This is a genomic window from Paenibacillus sp. UMB7766-LJ446 (assembly GCF_030226665.1).
Lineage (GTDB): Bacteria > Bacillota > Bacilli > Paenibacillales > Paenibacillaceae > Paenibacillus > Paenibacillus vandeheii.
Genome location: NZ_JASOYM010000021.1, coordinates 1 through 15,340 on the forward strand (window position 1 = coordinate 1; position 15,340 = coordinate 15,340).

General features: G+C 45.4%; 21 protein-coding genes. 2 read left to right on the forward strand and 19 right to left on the reverse strand.

Annotated elements, in window-relative coordinates:
- Positions 1-420 precede the first annotated feature (420 nt).
- Complete coding sequence (locus tag QP794_RS31235) at positions 421-651, reverse strand: hypothetical protein (protein ID WP_017692114.1); 231 nt, start codon at positions 649-651, stop codon at positions 421-423.
- Positions 652-860: 209 nt separating this feature from the next.
- Positions 861-1,478, reverse strand: a complete 618-nt coding sequence (locus tag QP794_RS31240; RefSeq protein WP_285080647.1) for a stage II sporulation protein M — start codon at positions 1,476-1,478, stop codon at positions 861-863.
- Between the two features lie 121 nt (positions 1,479-1,599).
- On the opposite strand from QP794_RS31240, the gene pdaB reads away from it, so the two are divergent.
- Positions 1,600-2,376: a polysaccharide deacetylase family sporulation protein PdaB gene (pdaB, locus tag QP794_RS31245; RefSeq protein ID WP_285080648.1), complete on the forward strand. Its 777-nt coding sequence runs from the start codon at positions 1,600-1,602 to the stop codon at positions 2,374-2,376.
- Between the two features lie 145 nt (positions 2,377-2,521).
- On the opposite strand, the gene QP794_RS31250 is transcribed toward pdaB, so the two are convergent.
- On the reverse strand, positions 2,522-3,154 hold the full coding sequence (locus tag QP794_RS31250) for a KinB-signaling pathway activation protein (RefSeq protein ID WP_285080649.1): 633 nt from the start codon (positions 3,152-3,154) through the stop codon (positions 2,522-2,524).
- A gap of 125 nt (positions 3,155-3,279) precedes the next feature.
- On the opposite strand from QP794_RS31250, the gene gerD reads away from it, so the two are divergent.
- Positions 3,280-4,038 (forward strand): spore germination lipoprotein GerD, encoded by a 759-nt coding sequence (gene gerD / locus QP794_RS31255; protein ID WP_285080651.1) that lies wholly within the window; start codon positions 3,280-3,282, stop codon positions 4,036-4,038.
- A gap of 94 nt (positions 4,039-4,132) precedes the next feature.
- Here gerD and QP794_RS31260 read toward each other — a convergent pair whose 3' ends face one another.
- The 16 genes from QP794_RS31260 to QP794_RS31335 all read right to left on the reverse strand — a co-directional run bounded on the left by QP794_RS31260 (position 4,133) and on the right by QP794_RS31335 (position 15,313).
- The gene (locus QP794_RS31260) at positions 4,133-5,233 is read right to left on the reverse strand and encodes an Mrp/NBP35 family ATP-binding protein (protein ID WP_024633559.1); all 1,101 of its coding nucleotides are present in this window, start codon (positions 5,231-5,233) and stop codon (positions 4,133-4,135) included.
- 79 nt (positions 5,234-5,312) lie between these two features.
- Positions 5,313-6,071, reverse strand: a complete 759-nt coding sequence (gene cwlD / locus QP794_RS31265; RefSeq protein ID WP_285080652.1) for an N-acetylmuramoyl-L-alanine amidase CwlD — start codon at positions 6,069-6,071, stop codon at positions 5,313-5,315.
- 68 nt (positions 6,072-6,139) lie between these two features.
- Positions 6,140-7,309 carry a sulfate adenylyltransferase gene (gene sat / locus QP794_RS31270; protein ID WP_285080653.1) on the reverse strand — a complete coding sequence of 390 codons (1,170 nt, stop codon included), beginning with the start codon at positions 7,307-7,309 and terminating at the stop codon, positions 6,140-6,142.
- 79 nt (positions 7,310-7,388) lie between these two features.
- Positions 7,389-8,081, reverse strand: coding sequence for a phosphoadenylyl-sulfate reductase (locus QP794_RS31275; protein ID WP_079348937.1), 693 nt, complete (start codon positions 8,079-8,081; stop codon positions 7,389-7,391).
- Between the two features lie 752 nt (positions 8,082-8,833).
- Complete coding sequence (gene rpsI, locus QP794_RS31280) at positions 8,834-9,226, reverse strand: 30S ribosomal protein S9 (RefSeq protein WP_024633563.1); 393 nt, start codon at positions 9,224-9,226, stop codon at positions 8,834-8,836.
- 19 nt (positions 9,227-9,245) lie between these two features.
- Positions 9,246-9,683, reverse strand: coding sequence for a 50S ribosomal protein L13 (rplM, locus tag QP794_RS31285; RefSeq protein WP_024633564.1), 438 nt, complete (start codon positions 9,681-9,683; stop codon positions 9,246-9,248).
- Positions 9,684-9,889: 206 nt separating this feature from the next.
- A complete protein-coding gene (gene truA, locus QP794_RS31290) occupies positions 9,890-10,663 on the reverse strand; it encodes a tRNA pseudouridine(38-40) synthase TruA (RefSeq protein WP_079348936.1) in 774 nt (257 codons plus the stop codon).
- 159 nt (positions 10,664-10,822) lie between these two features.
- Complete coding sequence (gene rplQ / locus QP794_RS31295) at positions 10,823-11,188, reverse strand: 50S ribosomal protein L17 (RefSeq protein WP_017692102.1); 366 nt, start codon at positions 11,186-11,188, stop codon at positions 10,823-10,825.
- 34 nt (positions 11,189-11,222) lie between these two features.
- The gene (locus QP794_RS31300; RefSeq protein WP_017692101.1) at positions 11,223-12,167 is read right to left on the reverse strand and encodes a DNA-directed RNA polymerase subunit alpha; all 945 of its coding nucleotides are present in this window, start codon (positions 12,165-12,167) and stop codon (positions 11,223-11,225) included.
- A gap of 136 nt (positions 12,168-12,303) precedes the next feature.
- The gene (gene rpsK / locus QP794_RS31305) at positions 12,304-12,699 is read right to left on the reverse strand and encodes a 30S ribosomal protein S11 (protein ID WP_017692100.1); all 396 of its coding nucleotides are present in this window, start codon (positions 12,697-12,699) and stop codon (positions 12,304-12,306) included.
- Positions 12,700-12,718: 19 nt separating this feature from the next.
- The gene (gene rpsM, locus QP794_RS31310; protein WP_024633567.1) at positions 12,719-13,087 is read right to left on the reverse strand and encodes a 30S ribosomal protein S13; all 369 of its coding nucleotides are present in this window, start codon (positions 13,085-13,087) and stop codon (positions 12,719-12,721) included.
- Positions 13,088-13,107: 20 nt separating this feature from the next.
- A complete protein-coding gene (gene rpmJ / locus QP794_RS31315; protein WP_003333770.1) occupies positions 13,108-13,221 on the reverse strand; it encodes a 50S ribosomal protein L36 in 114 nt (37 codons plus the stop codon).
- Positions 13,222-13,373: 152 nt separating this feature from the next.
- Entirely contained in the window at positions 13,374-13,589 is a 216-nt protein-coding gene (gene infA, locus QP794_RS31320) for a translation initiation factor IF-1 (protein WP_017692098.1), read from the reverse strand.
- A gap of 3 nt (positions 13,590-13,592) precedes the next feature.
- Positions 13,593-13,901 (reverse strand): KOW domain-containing RNA-binding protein, encoded by a 309-nt coding sequence (locus tag QP794_RS31325; protein WP_024633568.1) that lies wholly within the window; start codon positions 13,899-13,901, stop codon positions 13,593-13,595.
- A gap of 10 nt (positions 13,902-13,911) precedes the next feature.
- Entirely contained in the window at positions 13,912-14,664 is a 753-nt protein-coding gene (gene map / locus QP794_RS31330) for a type I methionyl aminopeptidase (protein WP_285080656.1), read from the reverse strand.
- A 4-nt stretch (positions 14,665-14,668) separates the two neighbouring features.
- The gene (locus QP794_RS31335; protein WP_024633570.1) at positions 14,669-15,313 is read right to left on the reverse strand and encodes an adenylate kinase; all 645 of its coding nucleotides are present in this window, start codon (positions 15,311-15,313) and stop codon (positions 14,669-14,671) included.
- Positions 15,314-15,340 lie beyond the last annotated feature (27 nt).

The following is a 15,340-nucleotide window of genomic DNA, read 5'->3' on the forward strand; positions in this document are numbered from 1 at the left end:
ACGTGTACTGATTTCTCAGCGTCGATCTTGCAAGCAAGATCGTTACTCACTCGTTGTTCAGTTTTCAAAGATCAAACATTCAATTTGTTTCGTTTTTCATGTCACCGTATTTTCAGCGGCGACTTTTATAATATATCATGTTTAAGTTTACTTTGCAAGCACTTTTTTCGATTTCATTTTCATCGCTTTATTCCAGCGCTTGTTCCGGTTAACTTTTCCTTAAAAAAGGAACGAAAATTAATTTATCATATTGAACAAAAAAGGTCAACCCTTTTTCGACAAATTGCTTCATTTCCCTTTTCAAAGCTGGTTATTCAATCTATTTTTAATTCATAATGTCGGAGGCACAGCGCTGGCTTTACTTTACGGGCCGCACCTCTCTTATATAGGTGAACTTCAAATATTCCACTGACCACAGCATTATGGCTTCGACTTTTTTAATTTACCGCCTCTAGCATATTTGGATAGCTCTTTAGGTGGCGCAAAGCGTGCATACATACGGAACACAGTCTTGTAGCGACTCGCAATGGCGTATTTAATTTCTTGATCGAGACGATTGTCACTTAAGTCGAACAACATTTCATCGAGCTCTTTGCGCAATACATAATCCAGTTCCTTGCATTCCTTCTCGTTAAACAGCATACCCAGCATTAGAGTTCTCCTTTTTCTGCATATGGATAATGGCGTGTCCCCGTGTATGTCATATTCGAGCCCCTTTAATTCAGGCTATATATCGGACAGCGCCGGTTTAGTAGCAAACCTAGGATCATCTTTGTTTGTCCTTTTGCGGTTGCTACTGAAACCCGTTTTATTGTTATGGTCAACTTTCTGAAAATTTATGAATGTCATCCCATACAAATTTATCCTCGCACTAGGCTGTAGGTAAGTGTACTTTCGATAATCGCTGCAACAAGAAGCAAAATAACAATCCAGAAGGATGCAGTTACCGTTGTGCGCATAAACGTACTCCACTGGCTGCTAATCGTATTTCGTTTGCCCCCGCCAAATTGAATAAGACTTTTGAGAACCAGCCCACCGAACCTTAGACCGAATGCACATGCGATAATAATGACCGGTATTTCAATAATGCCATGTGGAAGAAGTCCTTTTACAACAATATCAAAGAAGCTGGCCCCATAGTTCATTGTGGTGTGTACCAGAAAACCGATAACCATTCCGTTAATCAACAGGAAAACGACAGGCAGAATGCCAAAGAAGATACCAGCATAGATTACGAGTACACTTTTGATCGCATTATTGAAAAAGATAAAGAGGAAGAAGTTCCATTGCACATTGCTCCCCTGCTCCAGCTTTTCACTAATCTCCCGGAGTCCCCCAATTTGGTTCAACAATATATCCTCAAGTGGTCCTGTACTCACCCATCCCGTGCCTATTCCAATAACAAACAATACGATCGACCAGATTAATGCACCACGAATGGAACTTAACGCTCTAAGAAATGTACTGAATTTTAACATGATATCCTCCTGTGAAATCAAGATGTTGGACAAACAAACGTCTGATACGAATAACTGCGAGGTACGAGCATACATTGGAGAGTAAACAAGCATTTCTTATGGGAGAGGGGCGCTTATTGAAATGAACTCGTTCTATGTATTTAGCGGCAAAAAGATCAAACGTTTCCTGATTGTGCTGGTTGCTGCCGTCTTTGCTATCGGGATTATTTATCTGGAGAGCGGCAATATTTCTGTATTCTCGGAGGACGCACCATCCGCCGTATACAGCGTTCCAACCGATAAGAAGGTTATTGCACTTACCTTTGACATTAGCTGGGGAGATAAAAGGACAGAGCCTATTCTGAAGGTTCTCCAAGATAACAAAGTACAGAAGGCTACTTTCTTCTTGTCCTCCCCCTGGAGTAAGACACACCCCGAGATTGTAACAGCCATCAAAGACGCAGGATACGAGATTGGCAGCCATGGCCACAGACATGATAACTACAGCAGTCTGACTGAAGAGGAAATCCGCAAGGAAATTTTGACAGCTCATAGCATTTTAACCGATTTAACGGGAAAAGAACCGAAGTTGCTACGTCTGCCGAATGGAGACTTTGACAAACGTGTTCTCAAGGTAGCCAGCAGTCTGAATTACCAAGTTGTCCAATGGGACACTGATTCGCAGGATTGGAAGAACCCTGGTGTACAGACCATCGTTGATCGTGTTGTCAGCAAGGCACATCCGGGTGACATCGTGCTGCTGCACGCCAGTGATTCCTCGAAACAAACGCACGAAGCCTTACCCGTCATTATCGACAAGTTAAAAAATCAAGGGTATGAATTCGTGACGGTTTCCGAGCTGCTCAATCATTCAAGTGTCAAAGGTACGGAAGTTCGTGATCAGGCCAGCGCACAGTAAACGAACAAAGTAATGCGGCCGTGGCCGTTGCTGCAACTGTATAATAACCTTCAGGACATTTCATGGCAAAAAGGCGCTGAAGCGCCATAAATGAAAAGAGCTAACCAGGTTAGCTCTTTTTGGCGTTTTTTTTGTAAGATAATTGCTACGCATGGCTTTCTTGTATCTGCTCGGTTTTTCGACTCACCCGCTGCTCCACCGACCCATCTACCAGCCTGTGCAATATCAGCATTTGGTATGCATTACAGATTAACAAAGGAACCACAATAAAGATGGTAGCCGCATTCACATCAATTCGCAACACACCGATCGTCTCTACTACAGTAACAGCCACCATCAAAAAGAGTGTAGGCACCAGCGCCGAAATATGTGTCTGCTTCACCTTTACGTAAGCGGTAACAATTCCAGCTGCCAAAATAATGATTCCAAGCACAATATCGGATAGGCGTTCTCTTTCCCCACCGACAAACAACCGTAAAAACATGACATCAAGCAACGCCAAAACCGTTAGAACAATCTGTACAATTTGCCAACTGCGTTTCGAAAATACACCTTTGCCCATATAGTTCAATATCAAGTATGCGAAAAAACCCATTTGCGAATACACGCTAATCATAATACCGGAACCAAACAAGATGAGGAGATAAATTAAAAAATCGGTCATTCCATTCGTTTTTTCTCCATTAACCAACATCATAATTAGACCCGTCACTAATGATCCTGCAGCCCCAATAAGCAAAGCTGACCAAAATAGGAAAAACCATTTACGTAAATTCAAATGTTTTCCACCCCCGAGAGTTTATTTTACCAACCTTCACAGCAAAAAACCATCATCATTCAACATATTTAGCGGTTTCCCATCACATACTACATCCAGTATCTAATCAAGGAGGGGTTGTGCACATGAAACGGCCTTTGTGGCAGTTATGCTGTGTCGTACTTGGACTATCCGTCATGCTCGCCGGCTGTGGCTCAGATCAGAATTACTCGCCTCCTCAGGGCGGTTATAAAGAGATGAAAACGATGGTCGTGGATATTCTTAAAAGTGATGAAGGCAAAAAGGCAGTCGAGGAAGCTCTCACTGGACAAAGTTCTTCTGGTGGTGGTGGTGCTTCTGGACAAAGTGGTGCTTCAGGCGGTGGATCAGGAACAGTGGGTATGAAAATGCTAATGCCTATGCAATCTTCAGAACAAATACGTATAGCTGTAAAAGATACCATCACGGCTCCTGAATACCAGAAGGAATTCGAGAAAATTATGACGGATCCACAGTTTGCAGGTGAATTCGCCAAAGTAATCAATTCCCAAAGCAAGCAACTGCATATGCAATTAATCAAAGATCCAACGTATCAAAAATCCATTGGCGATGTGATGAAGTCTCCGGAAGTATCCAAGATGTTCATGGACATGACCAAAACGCCAGAATATCGTAAACAAACGATGACCGTTATGCAGGAAGTCATGCAAAATCCTTTGTTCCGGATGGAAGTGCTGACTTTGCTTAAAAAAGTAGTTCAGGATGAGCTTCAACCCAAAACAGAACAAGGCGGGAAACAGGAAGGCCAAAGCAAAGACAGCGGCGGAGATGGCGGAGGCGGCGGCGGCAGCGACGGTAGTAGTGATGGCAACAGTGGTGGCGACGGAAGTAGTGGTGGATCATAAGAAGCATAGAATCATTTAATGTTAAAGTTATCATGTTAAAAAAGCCCGCATCCATTGGACGTGGGCTTTTTTATATTTTACGTCATTAGAAAAATTAAAACTTGGCATCAATAGACTGGGCCACCTCATCGTAGATCGCACCGATGCTTGACTCTGCCTTATAAACGGATGGGGAAAAATCAGGCTCCGAGATATGATTATCCGGCGCTCCCAGTGGAATCTGCGCTAACAGCTCTGTATGAAGGCTCTCGGCAAGAGTACCACCACCGCCCCGACCAAATACATAATCTTTTTCGCCGCATTTGCTGCATTCATAATAAGCCATGTTCTCTACGACGCCCAGCAGCTCATGTTCCGTCTGAATGGCCATGGCGCCAGCACGTGCAGCTACAAAAGCAGCGGTTGCATGCGGTGTTGTAACGATGATTTCTTTGCTGTGTGGCAGCATCTGATGTACGTCTAGTGCGACGTCTCCCGTACCCGGAGGCAGATCAAGCAGCATATAATCCAGCTCTCCCCAATTTACATCGGTAAAGAATTGGCGCAGCATCCGCCCCAACATGGGTCCACGCCAAATGACCGGGTTATTCTCCCGAATAAAAAATCCCATCGACATGACTTTTACGCCGAAACGCTCAACAGGTTGGATAACTCCGTCCTCAACGACCGGATATTCCTCAATGCCCATCATATCAGGTACACTGAAGCCGTATATATCAGCATCAATCAGACCAACCTTCTTGCCTTGGCGTGCCAGAGCGGCAGCCAAATTAACGGTTACCGTCGATTTACCGACGCCACCTTTACCACTAGCCACAGCAATAAAACGAACACCGGATTCAGGACTCAACAACTCATGCCCGTCCAGCCCTGCTGCATGGCCTTTGACAAGCACTTCGTCCTGATTGTCCTCCTCATCCGCTTGTCCTATGTTCAGGCTCTCACGCTCATGCTCAGACGCTGCACGCAGACGAATATGTACATCATTCACTCCGTGTTGGGACAGCAGGTTGCGCGCGGCATCGCTTAGAGCAGTTGTATCCTCTGTGCGGTTCTCCAGCGTCACCATAGTAAGAGCAACATGATTTTCTTTAACCATGACATCACGGACCCACTGCAGTTCAGTCAGACTTACGCCCAATTGCGGTTCCTGCAATGGCTGCAATAGTTCAAGTATCTGTTCTTTTGATAACATCAGACAGCACCTCAGCTTTATCTATTGGCATGTAATTAGGTATGCTGAACCAATTATATCATTACATTTCTCATTGTGACTAACTTTTAGGACGTTCTCCTGAGGAATAACGGAGAATTCCGTTGTAGATGGATGCAGCCACTTTGCGCTGATAGGATTCATCTGCAAGCAGACGCGCCTCTTCAGGGTGAGAAAGGAAACCTACCTCCACAAGTGCCGAGGGAATTTTTAGTGCCTGAAGCAAATAAACGGTATTGACCGTTTTCGCAATTCGATCTGTATTTTCCAGATTACGAATCATTTCTTGCTGAAGCAGGTTGGCTAATCCTTCATTATCGGGATGATTGGGTGTATAAAAAACTTGTGCACCACTCCAGCGGTTCGAAGGAACACTGTTCATATGAATGCTTATAAAGAGATCCGCCTGTTTGTCCTCGATTCTTCTTACTCGTTGTTTCAGATCCTCCGTCTTGCGTTTGGAGTATCCTTTGGTATCTGAAGCTGCCAGATCGGTGTCTATTTCTCGGGTCATCACAACCAAGGCCCCTGCTTGCTGCAGATAATCTCGTACGTACAACGCAATCGATAAATTGATATCTTTCTCAATGACTCCCTGCTTACTTACTGCTCCCCCATCCGGGCCACCATGTCCTGCATCAATGGCTATGACTTTACCTGCTAATGGCAACCCCCAGTAACCGGACATTTTGGAGGACGGCAGCTCATACGTGACCACTGCCACAAACATAGCAAGCAAACAGAGGCTTAACGTGACCCTCTTCATGGTGCGTAACCTGATCCAGACCACAAAGTGCTTCTTCCCCATATTTTTACGCATAAAAAAACCACCTCGTCCCTATAAATGATTCTAATCATCTATATGGGACAAGATGGACAAATATACCGTTAGGAGCGGACTTGCTCGGCCATTCCTTCAATCAGCACCTCAGCTACCTCAGGGCGTGTAAATTCAGGTGGAGGGCATTGACCGTCTCGTAATAAGCCACGTACTTTGGTGCCAGACAGAGCCATGTGGTGTTCTTTATCATGCGGGCAGGTTTTGCTTGATGCCATGTTGCCACATTTGGTGCAGAAAAAACTATGTTCGAAGAACAACGGCGTGATACCCAGTTCTTCTGGTGTGAAGTTAGTAAAGATCTCCTGCGCTTCATACGTTCCGTAGTAATCACCCACACCTGCATGGTCGCGGCCTACGATAAAGTGAGTACAACCATAATTTTTGCGTACCATCGCGTGGAAAATGGCCTCTCTTGGGCCAGCATAACGCATAGCCGCCGGGAATACGCCGAGGAATGCACGATCAGCCGGATAATAGTTCTCCAGCAAAACCAGATAGCTCTTCATACGTACATCGGCAGGTACGTCATCAGACTTCGTTTCGCCCACAAGCGGGTTTAAGAACAGGGCGTCCACAATCTCCATTGCACTCTTCTGAATGTACTCATGGGCACGATGGACCGGATTACGCGTCTGAAAACCGACAACCGTCTTCCAGCCCTTATCCTGGAACGTTTTCCGTGTCTCAGCGGGATCAAAGTAAAACTGTTCGAATTTGGCCGGTTTGGGGCGATTCAGCACTTGAATTGGACCTCCTACATACGTTGCAGGTCGTTCCAGCAGTTTTTTCACACCCGGGTGCTCTGGATCATCCGTCTTGAAAACACGACGTGCTTCTTCACCCTGATCTACCTGATATATGCTCTTCACTTCCAACAATCCATAGGTTACCCCATCATTATCACCAATGAGTGCCACCGTCTCACCAATCTGGAGCGATGCAGCCTGTTGCTCGTCTACAGCCAGGGTAATAGGAATACTCCAGACTGTTCCATCAGCAAGACGCATACGAGATAATACCGAAAGATAGTCTTCTTCAGTCATAAAGCCTTGAAGCGGGGAGAACGCACCCACGCCGATCAGATCCAGATCCGAAATTGTCCAGCTGTTAATACGTAAAGAGGACAATTTCTCACTCTCTCGTAATAATTGTTCCCGTTCTTCTCCTTGTACGACACGCTGAATCAGCGTACCTCCATGAGGCAGAATCGAAGTCATCTTGTCAGCTCCCTGTTCTCCATTTTTTATATCATTAAGAGTGAATTCAATGCTTTATCCAAACTTACTTTGAACTGAATTATTTATGAAGACCACATTCCGTTTTATCATTCCCAGACCAGCGTCCCGCACGTGGATCTTCTCCAGGCATAACCTGACGTGTGCAATATTCGCAACCGATACTTGGGTAATTCTGATCATGCAGCGGATTGTATACGACATTATTGGCACGAATATAATCCCATACATCCTCTGAAGTCCAATGTGCAATCGGGTTGAACTTCATAAGTCCAAACTTGGCATCATATTCTACCTTTTTGGAATTTGCACGCGTCGGTGCTTGATCTCTCCGAATACCGGTAATCCAAGCATCGTATTGGGATAAGATACGGGTCAGCGGTTCAACCTTCCGAATATTACAACAAGCATTCGGATCCGACTTCCACAATTGTTCTCCATGTTGAGCTGCCTGCTCTTCAGGAGTGATTTTTGGTGCAACACGTACAAAATCAAGATTGTACTTCTCTTTCATTTTGTCACGAGTTTCGTATGTTTCCTTAAAATGAAAATCGGTATCCAGATAAAAAATATCTGTGGATGGGCTGATCTTCTGAAGCATATCTACAAGTACCACATCCTCCGCACCGAAGCTGCATGCAAAAGTGATATTTGGAAACGTCTCAATAGCATAACGAATAATATCCTCTGGACTTGCGTTTTCCAACTCTTCAGCTTTCGTCCGTGCTAGTTCTTCTTTCTCCAACAAGTTCATGTCTTCATTTCCCCCATTCTGCATTTCAACAATCCCTAAAGCCGACTAATCTAATATGAATTATGTATAGTATAAATCTTTCATGGGGGATGTCAATGCCTGCCATATGGTAAAATACATCAGTTTTAGCCCAATTTTTTGTTGTTTTTTTTGAAAATAATTTGGGGTAGATTATCCTTTAAAATGATTAGCAGATAAAATCATCCATCTGTAATCTCATCATATCTCACCTCATCTTAGTCATTCATGATTGAAAAACGTTGCCACTGCTGGATTTATCGTCACAAGTGAATCATTCGAAGTATAGAACAACTCTATAGATCCTTGGGGATATCAAAGGGAAAGGTGAATTTATTAATGAAATAGATAATGGATCTTATTCATCAATTGTAAGGGACCTTTATCAAAACCATAAGAAATACTGATGAAAATAGGGGATGAAAAATGATTAATTACAAACATGGTGAAGTCTAAATTCAAGAAATAGGTTAATGAACGTCGGAGAATTGCATTTGCTGAAGGGTTTGATTGGAGGAAGAAGGAATGCAATTCGCAGTCCGTCATAATGAGCTGAGATGATGAGATGGGGTGGTTCTAATTCATTGGATTGTAGGGAGATACTTTCACATAGCTACAGAAGAATCTGAAGCTAATCCACAACCTCAGCTGGAGTAAAGAAAGATCATTGTAGCCTAATGGGTTTATAGAATATAAAAAAGCCTTCGGCCGAGGCCAAAGGCTTGTAATGCATATTAACGTTTGGAGAACTGTGGTGCGCGACGTGCGGCTTTGAGACCGTATTTTTTACGCTCTTTCATCCGTGGGTCACGAGTCAGGAATCCTGCTTTTTTCAGGGAAGCACGGTATTCCGGATCTGCTTTCAACAAAGCGCGGGAGATACCGTGACGGATCGCGCCGGCTTGACCGGAGATTCCGCCACCATGAGCGATAACAAGAACATCATAGTTGCTGAGTGTTTCTGTCAGGTTCAGTGGTTGTTTTACGATCAGTTTGAGTGTTTCCAAACCGAAGTATTCATTAATATCACGTTTATTGATGACAATGCGTCCTTCACCCGGTACAAGGCGAACACGAGCTACCGAATGTTTACGACGACCTGTCCCATAGTATTGTACTTGTGCCATGAAACTGTCCTCCTTTTAATTAACCGCGAAGTTCATAAACTTCTGGTTTTTGTGCTGCATGTGGATGCTCAGTGCCTCTGTACGCTTTAAGTCTCAGCTTCATTTTCTCGCCCATGCGAGTTTTAGGAAGCATACCGCGAACAGCCAACTCCAACATACGTTCCGGTTTGTTTTTAACCATCTCTTCAGCTGTAGTTACTTTCAAACCACCTGGGTGCATCGAGTGACGGTAGTATTTTTTACCTTGCATTTTTTTACCAGTCAATACAATTTTCTCTGCATTGATGATAACAACGAAATCGCCAGTGTCCACATGTGGAGTGAATTGTGGCTTATGTTTGCCGCGGATCAAAGCAGCTGCTTCGCTCGCCAAACGTCCGAGCGTTTTGCCTTCGGCATCAATGATGTGCCATTGGCGCTCAACTTCGTTAGGCTTCGCCATGTACGTGGTACGCATGAAAAGTTCCTCCTTAAAATGTTCAACATCATTATATTCATTTATCTTCGTTCATTAAGTGATAACTTTTAGGTGTTGATGGATAGTTCTTTCGTTGTGACCCTCTTAATTGGGGCTGTGGGAAAGCCATTAAGAAAACACAACTTTTATATTACATGATAGGAGCTTAAATCGCAAGTGTTAATTAAGCATTTCACTTCGCAAATTTAATCTTTTCTGTATTCGAGGTCCCAGAGCATTAAACCGCAGCTAACTGCAGTAGGTCCTGCAGCAGAACGATTACAAGCAGCAATCATATTCGGTACATCAGAGGCTTTCCTTTTGCCCTCTCCGATCTCCAGCAAGGTACCTACAATAATACGAACCATATGCTGCAAAAAGCCGTTACCACTCACATAGATGTGAATGACACCCTGATCGCGCGGATGGTCCCTACACATTGAACGGTCCACTTCTATCCATGCATCGTATACCGAACGTACATGATTCTCTTTCTGAGACTTGCGTGAAGCAAAGGAGGTGAAATCGTACGTACCAATAAAATGACGCAACCCCTCCTGCATTGCCACAATGTCCAGCTTGGCATGATGATGATATTGCAGCCTCCGGTTGAATACATCCGGGAATTGATTCGCATTGACGGTGTACCGATACGTTTTCTTTTTCGCTGCATAGCGAGAATGAAAATCGTGTGGTACTTCAGCCGCATCAATAACGATAATATCCGAAGGTAATCTGGAGTTGAGCGCAATACACCATCGTTCAATCGGGATCTGGGATTCCGTAGGGAAATTGAAGATCTGTCTGCGAGCGTGGACGCCAGCATCCGTTCTGCCTGATCCCGTAATTTTAACCTTCTCACCGGTCAAAGCACGAATGGCATCTTCAAGATGGTCCTGGATGGTGTTCCCTCCCGGCTGAACCTGAAAGCCGTAATAGGCAGTGCCATCATAAGTTAACGTCATACATAAGTTGCGCATCATTACCACACCTTTGTTCCATACTATACATGTGCCTATCCCGAACAGCAAAAGAAGCCCCTTTCGGAGCTTCTACTACAGCACGAATTCCGAAATGAAGAGAAAAAAAGGGTTAATCCAGAATCAGTGATTCTGTCCCCTTTCCTCATCTCATCTGTTTTACGCGCGGTCAACCAGTTCCAAGTAAACCATAGGCGCAGCGTCACCACGACGAGGTCCCAGTTTAAGGATACGAGTGTACCCACCTGGACGCTCAGCGTAACGACCGGACAATTCGCTAAACAGTTTTTGGATTGCATCTTGCTCACCATCGATTGTTTCGCGGCGAACATAAGCTGCCACTTGGCGACGGGCATGAAGATCTCCCTTTTTCGCTTTAGTGATCAGTTTTTCAGCAATAGAGCGAACCTCTTTTGCTTTCGCTTCAGTTGTCTGAATGCGTTCGTATAAGAACAGGTCGGTTACCAGGTCACGGAACAAAGCTTTACGTGCGCTGGAATTACGGCCCAACTTTTGGTATGCCATTGTTTTCCCTCCTTCACTTCAAGCACTCGGCTGTCTATTCTTCTGTACGGAGTCCCAAACCGAGTTCCTCAAGCTTCTCTTGAACTTCTTCCAAAGACTTGCGTCCGAGGTTACGGACTTTCATCATGTCTTCTTCCGTTTTCGTGGTCAGCTCTTGCACGGTATTAATACCAGCACGTTTGAGGCAGTTGTAGGAACGAACAGAGAGATCCAGCTCTTCGATCGTCATTTCGAGTACTTTTTCTTTTTTGTCTTCTTCTTTTTCGACCATGATCTCTGCGTCTTTCGCTTCGTCTGTAAGACCCACGAAGAGCATCAAGTGCTCGGTCAAAATTTTAGCGCCAAGGCTTACAGCCTCTTCAGGACGAATACTTCCGTCAGTCCAAACTTCCAACGTGAGCTTGTCGTAGTTGGTTACTTGGCCGACACGCGTATTTTCCACAGCGTAGTTAACGCGGCTGATCGGGGTGAAGATGGAATCGACTGGGATGACGCCGATCGGCTGGTCATCGCGTTTATTCCGATCTGCCTGGACGTAGCCGCGACCGCGATTGGCAAAAATACGCATGTGAAGTCTCGAACCTGGTCCGAGCGTAGCAATGTGCAAATCCGGGTTAAGGATCTCCACATCGGAGTCAGCACGGATATCTCCCGCCGTAATTGCTCCTTCGCCTTCAGCATCAATCTCGAGCACTTTCTCCTCGTCAGAGTGAATTTTGAGCGACAAAGCTTTCAGGTTAAGAATAACCTCCGTTACATCTTCCATAACGCCAGGAACTGTAGCAAATTCATGCAGAACGCCATCGATTTGAACCGAAGACACTGCCGCACCCGGCAGTGAGGAGAGCAAGATACGACGAAGCGAGTTTCCAAGCGTCGTACCGTATCCGCGCTCCAGCGGTTCTACTACGAATTTCCCATAGGTGCCATCATCGTTGACGTCTACCGTCTCAATTTTCGGCTTTTCGATTTCAATCACTGCAATACCCCTCCTTCAAAACGTCGGTCCTCTATGAAACATTTACCTTCTCTTGCGAAAACATGTAGTAGTATGCCTAAACAACCATTATTAGCAGATTGTGCCGGAAATATACCACACGCAGGGGCAAATCTCATTAGACACGACGACGTTTTGGAGGACGGCATCCGTTATGCGGGACTGGAGTTACGTCTTTGATCAGGTTAACTTCAAGACCAGCAGCTTGCAAAGAGCGGATCGCTGCTTCACGGCCTGCGCCTGGTCCTTTAACCATAACCTCAACGGCTTTCATCCCATGTTCCATTGCAGCTTTGGCAGCAGTCTCAGCAGCCATTTGTGCAGCAAACGGAGTCGATTTACGGGAACCTCTGAATCCGAGGCCGCCGGAGCTTGCCCACGAAATTGCGTTTCCGTGAGGGTCCGTAATGGTAACGATAGTGTTATTGAACGTGGAGCGGATATGTGCCACGCCAGATTCAATATTTTTACGGTCACGACGTTTAGTACGTACGACTTTTTTCGGTTTAGCCATTTTCTCTTATCCCCCCTTATTATTTCTTCTTGTTCGCTACAGTACGACGAGGACCTTTACGAGTACGAGCATTCGTTTTCGTACGTTGTCCACGAACAGGCAGACCACGACGATGACGAACTCCACGGTAACAACCGATCTCCGTCAAACGTTTAATATTCAAAGAGATTTCACGACGCAGGTCACCTTCTACTTTGACCTCTTTGTCGATACTTTCCCGCAATTTGCTGACTTCATCTTCCGTCAAATCACGGACACGAGTGTCCTTGTTGATGCCTGTTGTGCTCAGAATTTTCTGGGAAGTCGTTTTACCGATTCCGAAAATATAAGTCAAGGCGATCTCAACGCGCTTATCACGTGGCAAATCCACACCAGCTATACGTGCCATTTTACGCTACACCCCCTTCTTTAACCTTGTTTTTGTTTGTGTTTCGGATTTTCACAGATAACCATAACATTCCCTTTGCGGCGAATGACTTTGCATTTTTCGCAAATCGGCTTGACCGAAGGTCTTACCTTCATGTGAATTACCTCCTCAAAGTTTTGCTTAGCAAAACCCTCTTCGTAAGCATTGACCTTGTTTTACTATTGTAAAACCGGCTTCGAAGCTTTCGCAAGTTTTGCCGGGCAAAACCCGCTTCATAAGCTTCACAGTTCATTGCAACTGTCTACTACTATTTACGGTAAGTTATACGACCTTTTGTCAAATCATAAGGTGATAACTGAACAACCACTTTGTCTCCAGTCAGGATACGGATAAAGTGCATCCGCAACTTGCCGGAAACGTGAGCGAGAATTTGATGACCGTTCTCAAGCTCAACCTTGAACGTTGCATTCGGTAGCGGCTCGAGAACCGTACCTTCCACTTCAATGACATCTTCCTTGGCCATTAGTCAGTCTCCTTTCTCTTCAGCTTGAATGTTGGTGGATTCCAGAAACGAATGAACCGCATAGCGGAGCTTTCCGTTTGTCACCCGACCACTCTCGTTTAAACTGTTTACGACCTCGCTGCTAATCATCGGCTGGAGCTCAAGATGAAGAATATTCTTCTTCTTGGGTTGATCAAACTTACGTTTGTCCCCATCCGCAATATATACGAACTTACTGTCCGCTATAGCAACAATTACTGCGGCTTGGTCCGCATTGCGGCCTTTACGGATCTTCACAAGTTGACCGAGCTGCGGATTAGACTGATTGTTCATGCCTTATCACCTACGCATTCAGTTTTGTGAAAATTTCCATGCCTTCCGGTGTAACTGCTACGGTGTGTTCAAAGTGGGCGCATAACGATCCATCAACAGTGACGACAGTCCAGTTATCTTCCAACGTTTTCACATACCGTCTACCTGCGTTAACCATCGGCTCTATGGCCAGCACCATGCCCGCTTTAAGCCGTGGTCCCCGATCAGGAAGACCATAGTTCGGAATCTGTGGTTCTTCGTGCAGATTCGCTCCTATGCCGTGACCGACATATTCACGTACTACCGAGAACCCTTCATCTTCAATATATTTCTGAATCGCATGAGATATTGTAAACAAGCGAACGTCCGGTTTTACCAGCGCCAGACCTGCGTATAACGAAGCCTCGGTAACGTCCAGAAGACGACGGGCTTCTTCGGAAATACGGCCGACTGGATAAGTCCAGGCGGAATCTCCGTGATAACCCTGGTACTGCGCGCCAATGTCAAACGTAACGATATCGCCCTCGTTCAACTTTCGTTTGCCGGGAAATCCATGCACCAACTCTTCATTCACTGAAGCGCACACACTGGCAGGGAAACCGTTATAACCTTTGAAAGACGGCACAGCTCCTTGACTGCGGATGTATTGATCGGCCATATGGTCAAGTTCTCCAGTCGTAATACCGGGAGCGATATGCTCTGCCAAGAGACGATGCGTTTCCGCAACAATTCTCCCCGCTTCCCTCATCAAGCCCAGTTCCGTTTCGGACTTACCAATGATCATTCAATTAACCTCGCAGCAGGGACACGATTTCATGAGAAACTTGATCGATATCCTGCTCTCCGTCCATTTGACGAAGAAGGCCTTTGTTCTCATAAAATGTGAGGAGTGGTGCTGTTTTGTTGATATATTCGTCGAGACGTGTGCCTACGCTCTCTTCATTATCATCAGAGCGCTGGTACAAGTCACCGCCGCATTTATCACAAATACCTTCCTGCTTGGGCGGATTGAACACGACATGATAAGTGGCGCCACAGTTCTTACAAATGCGACGACCCGTCAAACGGGCCAGCAATTTGTTGCGGTCCACTTTCAGGTTGATTACATGATCGAGACCTGAGTTCAGTCGATCCAGAATGCCATCGAGCGCTTCTGCTTGAGACAGAGTTCTTGGAAATCCATCCAAGAGGAATCCTTCTCTGCAATCAGGCTGCTGCAAACGTTCTTCAACGATGCCGATGGTTACATCATCTGGTACGAGCAATCCTTGATCCATATATTCCTTGGCTTTCAGGCCAATGGGAGTTCCCTGCTTAATCGCGAGACGAAATGCATCGCCTGTTGAAATGTGGGGAATACCGAACTCTTTCACAATGACGTCTGCTTGCGTTCCTTTTCCTGCCCCCGGAGGGCCCATGAATAGGATGTTCACGTTATGTCACTCCCTCCAAGACTACCC